Annotated in this window: 5 protein-coding genes; 4 read left to right on the forward strand and 1 reads right to left on the reverse strand. The window is 72.9% G+C overall.

The window, feature by feature from the left end:
- Nucleotides 1–74 precede the first annotated feature (74 nt).
- The gene (locus tag AC07N1_RS25045; RefSeq protein ID WP_494674258.1) at nucleotides 75–710 is read right to left on the reverse strand and encodes a hypothetical protein; all 636 of its coding nucleotides are present in this window, start codon (nucleotides 708–710) and stop codon (nucleotides 75–77) included.
- A 124-nt stretch (nucleotides 711–834) separates the two neighbouring features.
- Here AC07N1_RS25045 and tsaE point away from each other — a divergent pair, with 124 nt between their 5' ends.
- The 4 genes from tsaE to addB are packed head-to-tail and all read left to right on the forward strand — an operon-like array spanning nucleotide 835 to nucleotide 6,074.
- On the forward strand, nucleotides 835–1,323 hold the full coding sequence (gene tsaE, locus AC07N1_RS25050) for a tRNA (adenosine(37)-N6)-threonylcarbamoyltransferase complex ATPase subunit type 1 TsaE (protein ID WP_494674259.1): 489 nt from the start codon (nucleotides 835–837) through the stop codon (nucleotides 1,321–1,323).
- The gene (gene amgK, locus AC07N1_RS25055; protein ID WP_494674260.1) at nucleotides 1,313–2,398 is read left to right on the forward strand and encodes an N-acetylmuramate/N-acetylglucosamine kinase AmgK; all 1,086 of its coding nucleotides are present in this window, start codon (nucleotides 1,313–1,315) and stop codon (nucleotides 2,396–2,398) included. Before tsaE ends, amgK begins: the two co-directional genes overlap by 11 nt.
- Before the next feature lie 20 nt (nucleotides 2,399–2,418).
- Entirely contained in the window at nucleotides 2,419–3,123 is a 705-nt protein-coding gene (murU, locus tag AC07N1_RS25060) for an N-acetylmuramate alpha-1-phosphate uridylyltransferase MurU (protein WP_494674265.1), read from the forward strand.
- A complete protein-coding gene (addB, locus tag AC07N1_RS25065; protein ID WP_494674261.1) occupies nucleotides 3,120–6,074 on the forward strand; it encodes a double-strand break repair protein AddB in 2,955 nt (984 codons plus the stop codon). Before murU ends, addB begins: the two co-directional genes overlap by 4 nt.
- Nucleotides 6,075–6,196 lie beyond the last annotated feature (122 nt).

Below are 6,196 nucleotides of genomic sequence, written 5' to 3' on the forward strand. Positions count from 1 at the left end.
GGGCCCCGCCGAAGGCGGTGCTGCCCCCTCCGGCCCTCTGGGCCACCTCCCCCAGAGGGGGAGGATTTGGTCCCCTAAACCCCCAGATCCTTCCGCACGAACCGATACGTCTCGCGCTTCTCACAGGCGCAGGCCTTCATCTGGCCGTCCGGCGTCCACCACACCAGCAGCGGATAGGCGAAGTTCACGCCGTTGGCCTTGAGCAGCGGCCGCAGGTCCTCGACCGACTTGCGGCCGGCCTCGATGACGGCGGTGCGGGCGATGTCGCCGTAGGCGGGCTTGATCCCCGGGGCCTTCCAGGCCTCGACCGGGGTGGCGTCCCACTTCTCGGCCAGTTCCCACGAGCGGTTGATCCACAGCTCGGCCACCGTCGCCCGCTCCACCGGCGTCGACTTGGGCACGCCGTTGCGGTCGGCGCGGGCGATCTCGATCAGCCGGGTGTCGATCCCCGCCTTGTGCAGCTTGGGATACTCTTCCTTCTTGAAGCGGATGCAGTCGGGGCAGGTGCGGAAGCTGACCATGTAGAGCTTGCCGCCCTTCAGGCCCGGCGACACCCAGCCGGAGCCTTCCAGGATCTTGGCGATCTCGGCCTGGTTCTTGGTGATGGTCTTGGGCCGCCAGCGCAGGTCGAAGTTCCACCACGCCCAGAGGCCGGCGCCGACCACCGCCACGACGACCACGAGGCCGGCCCACAGCTTGAACTTCTTCATCTCTACCGATCCCCTAGGAATTGCCGAAGCCGGTGAATAGGACGCCGCGCGCCCTTCGGCGACGGCAAAATTCCTGAAAGCCGCTTGAGGCCCGCGTCGGGGACTCTAGATTGGCGCGATGTCCATGTCACAGGCGCCCGCGACCGCCGCCCCCCTAGAAATCGACCTGCCCGACGAGGCCGCCACCAAGGCGCTCGGCGAACGGCTGGCCGCCGTGCTGTTTCCAGGCGCGGCCCTGTGCCTCTACGGTCCGCTCGGCGCGGGCAAGTCGACCCTGGCCCGCGCCCTGGTGCGCGCCCTCACCTCGCCCGAGGAAGAGGTGCCCAGCCCCACCTTCACCCTGGTGCAGTTCTACGAGGCGGAAGGCTTCCCGCTGGCCCATTTCGACCTCTATCGCCTGGAGGATCCCGACGAGGCCTACGAGATCGGCCTCGTCGAAGCGCTGGAAGACGGCGCGGCCCTGATCGAGTGGCCCCAGCGGCTGGAGGGACGTCTGCCGCCCGACCGACTCGATGTAGAGATTTCCCCGGTTCTGGATGATGTGGCCGGCGAGGCCCGCCGTGTTCGCATCACTCCTTACGGCGCCTTCAAGGAACGCAAGCTTGAGCTCTGACCGCGAAACCCTGAAGGCCGACTTTCTGGCACGCCACGGCTATGGCGACGTGCGCCGCCAGCCGCTGGGCGGCGACGCCTCGACCCGGTCGTACGAGCGCCTGCATCGCGGCGAGCAGACCTTCATCTTCATGGACCAGCCGCCGGCCCTGGAGACCGCCCCCTGCCCGCCCGGCGCGACGCCGGACGAGCGCCGCGCCCTCGGCTTCAACGCCGCCTATCGCCTGGCCGCCGGCCGGGTGGACGCCTTCGTCGCCGTGGCCGGCTGGCTGCGCGCGCAGGGCCTCTCGGCTCCCGAGGTGCTGGCCGCCGAGCCGGCCCTGGGCCTGGCCGTCCTCGAAGACCTGGGCGACGACCTCTACGCCAAGGTGATCGCCGAGGGCGGCGACGAGCCGCTGCTCTATGACGCCGCCGTCGACGCCCTGGTCGCCCTGCATGCCGCGACGCCGCCCGCCGTGCTGGAAGCCGGCGGCTCGACCTGGCCGCTGCTGACCTATGACGACCTGGCCCTGCAGATGGCCCAGGACCTGTTCGTCGAGTGGCTGCCCAAGCTGAAGCCGGTGACCTTCGACGCCGCCGCCCTGGCCGAATGGCAGGCGCTGTGGAGCCCGATCCGCGCCCGGGCCGAGGCCGGCGCCAGCGTCTTCTGCCACCGCGACTATCACGCCGAGAACCTGCTGTGGCTGCCGGGCCGCGAGGGTCCGGCGCGGGTCGGCCTGATCGACTTCCAGGACGCCGTGGTCGCCCACCCGGCCTGGGACTTCTCGATGCTGCTGCATGACGCCCGCCGCGACGTGTCTCCAGAGATTGAGCAGCGCGGCCTCGACCGCTACCTCGCCGCCCGCCCGGACCTGGACCGCACGCAGTTCCTGGCCGACTACCATGCGCTGGGGGCGCTCAACATCGCCCGCATCCTCGGCATCTTCGCCCGCCTGGTCACCCGCGACGGCAAGCCGAAGTACGAGAGCTTCATGCCCCGCCTGTGGCGCTATCTCGACAGCTGCCTGGCCGACCCGGCGCTGGCGGGGCTGAAAGCCTGGTTCGACGCCCACGTGCCGGCGGAGGCCCGCTCGTGAGCGCCTCTCCGACCAAAGCGATGGTGCTGGCCGCCGGCCTGGGCACCCGCATGCGCCCCCTGACCAACGACCGGCCCAAGGCTCTGGTCGAAGTCGCCGGCCGCACCCTCGTGGACCACATGCTCGACCGCCTGGCCGACGCCGGGGTCGAGACCGCAGTGGTCAATGTCCACGCCTTCGCCGACCGGCTGGAAGCCCACCTGAAGACCCGCGCCAGCGCCCCGACGATCGTCATCTCCGACGAGCGCGGCGAGCTGCTGGAAACCGGCGGCGGCCTGCGCAAGGCCCGACCGCTGCTGGGCGAAGAGCCGGTGTTCGTCGCCAACATCGACTCCGTCTGGACGCAGGACGGCGCCCCCGCGATCGACTGCCTGGCCAAGGCCTGGGATCCGGAAAAGATGGACGTCTGCCTGCTGCTGGCGCGGCTGGACCGCACGCTGGGCTTCGACGGAGCGGGCGACTTCTTCCTGGCCGAGGACGGGGTTCTCACGTTCCGGGGCGAGGCCCCCAGCGCGCCTTTCGCCTATATGGGCGTGCACATCTGCAAGCCGGGCCTGGTCGATGACGGCCCCGAGGGCGCGTTCTCGCTGGCGACGATCTGGCGCAAGCTCGCGCCCCAGGGCCGCGTGCACGGCGTGGTGATGGACGGCTTCTGGATGCATGTCGGCGATCCCGGCGCGCGCGACGAGGCCGAGGCCAAGCTGGCGGAAGTGCAAACGGGATGAGCGGCCCGGCCGGTTCCGGCTGGTTCTCGATCCCGGCCCACCGGCCGTTCGTCGACGACGTGGCCGCCGGCCTCCTCGAGCGGCTGTCCCACCTGGGCCCCGACGCCCTGTCGCACGCCACCCTGCTGACCCCGACCCGCCGCGGCGCCCGCGCCCTGGCCGACGCCTTCGTGGCGGCCGGCGGCGGGCGGGCCGTGCTGCTGCCGCAGATCCGCCCGCTGGGCGACCTCGACGAGGGCGAGCCGCCTTTCGAGCCCGGCGACCTGGCGCTGGACCTGCCGCCTGCCGTCTCCAGCCGTCGCCGCCGGTTCGAGCTGGCGCGGCTGGTGCACGACAACGCCTCGCTGCTCGACAGCCCGCCCAGCGCCGGCCAGGCCCTGGAGATGGCCAAGGCCGTGTCCGACCTGCTCGACAGCTGCCAGATCGAGGAGGTCCCGATCATCGAGCGCCTCGATGGTCTGGCCGACGGGGATCTGGCCGCCCACTGGCAGGTCTCTGCGAGGTTCATCCGGGCCATGGTCGAGGGCTGGACCGCGCGGCTCGAAGATCTCCAGATGATGGACGTCAGCGCCCGCCGGGTGGCCCTGCTGCGCGAACTGGCCAAGCAGTGGAGCGCCAATCCGCCGCCCGGCGTGCTGGTCGCCGCCGGTTCGACCGGCACCGCGCCGGCTACCGCCGACCTGCTGATCGCCGTCTCGCGCGCCCCGCAGGGCTGCGTCGTGCTGCCGGGCCTGGACGAAGATCTGGCCGACGACGCCTGGGACAAGGTCGGCGAACAGCACCCGCAGGGGGCCATGCGCCGTCTGCTGCACCGGGCCGAGGTGGATCGCGGCGCGGTTCGCCGCTGGCGCGCCGAGGCCGACAGCCGCGGCCGCTGGCGCCGCCGACTGGTCAACGAGGCCCTGCGCCCGGCCGAGGCCACCGCCGACTGGCTGGCCCAGATCGCCAAGCTGCGGGCGGAGTCCGCGACGCTCGACCCCATCGCCGAGGGCCTGTCGGGCCTGTCGCTGGTCAATGCGTCCGGCGAGGAAGAGGCGGCCCTGGCCTGCGCCCTGCTGCTGCGCGAGGCCCTGGAGACGCCGGGCAAGACCGCCGCGCTCGTGACCCCCGACCAGCAGCTGGCCCGCCGGGCGGGGCTCTATCTGGCCCGCTGGGGCGTCGTGCCCGACAGCTCGGCCGGCGCGCCCCTGGCCGCCTCGCCCCCCGCCGTCCTGGCCCGCAAGCTGGCGGGGCTCGTGCTGGCGCCGCTGGATCCCGTCGGCCTGCTGGCCGTGGCCAAGCATCCGCTTCTGAAAGCCGAGGAGGCCGCCCGGACGCTGGAGCTGAGAGGCCTGCGCGGTTCGGCTCCGGCCGACGCGGCCGCCCTGGAACGCCGCATCGCCGCCTATCCCGAGGCCGTGGAGCTGGCCCGCCGCATCCACGCCGCCGTCGAGATCGCCTGCGCCCCCTACGCCGCCGGCCCTGTCGCCCCGCCGCATCTGGCCGCCGAGGCGCTGGCGAAAGCGCTGGAAAGCCTGGCTGAGCCCCAGGCGCTGTGGGCCGGCTCCGGCGGCGAGGCCCTGGCGGCGCTGATCTCGGCCCTGATCGACGACGGCCAGGCCCTGCCGCCCACCAATCCGCTGGGCTTCCTCGACCTGCTGGGCCGACTGGTCGACGAGGAGACCCTGCGCGTCGGCGGCGCCACGCACCCGCAGCTGCGCATGCTGGGCGCCATCGAAGCCCGCCTGGTGCGCGCCGACCGGCTGATCCTGGCGGGGCTGGAGGAAGGCGTCTGGCCGCAGGCCGCCCCCATCGACCCGTTCCTGTCGCGGCCGATGCGCGAGAAGCTCGGCCTGCCGCCGCCCGAGCGCAAGATCGGCCTCACCGCCCACGACTTCGCCCAGGCCGCCAGCGCCCCCGACGTCATCCTGGTGCACAGCCAGCGCCGGGGCGGCGCGCCGGCCGTCGAGAGCCGCTGGCTTTGGCGGATGAAGACCCTGGCGCGTGGCGCCAACCTGACGCTGACCGAGCGCCCCGACGTGCTGGACTGGGCCCGCGCCCTCGACGCCCCCGGCCCCTACGCCCCGGTCCGGCGCCCCGCCCCCTGCCCACCGGTCGCCGACCGTCCGCGCAAGATGGCCGTCACCCGGGTCGAGGCCCTGACGCGCGATCCCTACGCCGTGTGGGCGCGCGACATCCTCAAGCTCTATCCCCTCGACCGTCCGGACGAGCCGGTCGAGGCCCGGGCGCGCGGCACGGCCATCCACGCCGCCTTCGAGGTGTTCGCCGAGACCTATCCGCAAGAGCTGCCGCCCAACGGCGCCGAGATTTTCGAGGGCCTCTATATCGCCGAGCTGGTCGCCGCCGGCATGCCGCCCTCGGCCCTGGCCCGCGAACGCGCCCTGGCCCGCGAGGCCGCCCTGTGGGTCATGGACCTGGAGGCCCGCCGCCGCGCGAACGCCGAAAAGATCGTGGTCGAGGCCGCCGGCGAGATCACCTTCCAGGTCGACGGCCGCCCCTTCACCCTGACGGCCAAGACCGACCGCCTGGAGCCGACCCGCGACGGCCTTTCCGCCCACATCCTCGACTACAAGACCGGCGCCGCCCCCAGCCAGAAGCAGGTCGACACTGGCTTCTCGCCGCAGCTGACCCTGACGGCGGCGATCCTCCAGAACGGCGGCTTTCCCGAACTCGGTCCGCGCGCGCCGGGGGATCTCACCTATGTCCGCGTCACCGGCCGCCGTCCGGCCGGCGAGGAGCAGACCCGCGCCAAGGCCGGCGGCGAGAGCGAGGAGGCCGCCCGCAAGGCCTTCGACGGCCTGGTGGAGCTGATCCGCAAGTACGACGACCCGACCCGGCCGTACCTCTCGCGCACCGCGCCGCAGTTCGTGCACGACCATGCGGGGGACTACGGGCACCTGGCGCGGGTGTTCGAGTGGTCCACCAGCGGGGATGAAGGGGACGGGGAATGAGGGCGAAGATTGCGCTCCTCCCCCGTGCAACGGGGGAGGGGGACCACGAAGTGGTGGAGGGGGCGAGACTGGGCGCCGAGGCGGCGGGGGGGGGGGGGGGGGGGGGGGGGGGGGGGGGGGGG

It is taken from the genome of Caulobacter sp. GW821-FHT09B11, assembly GCF_059418205.1.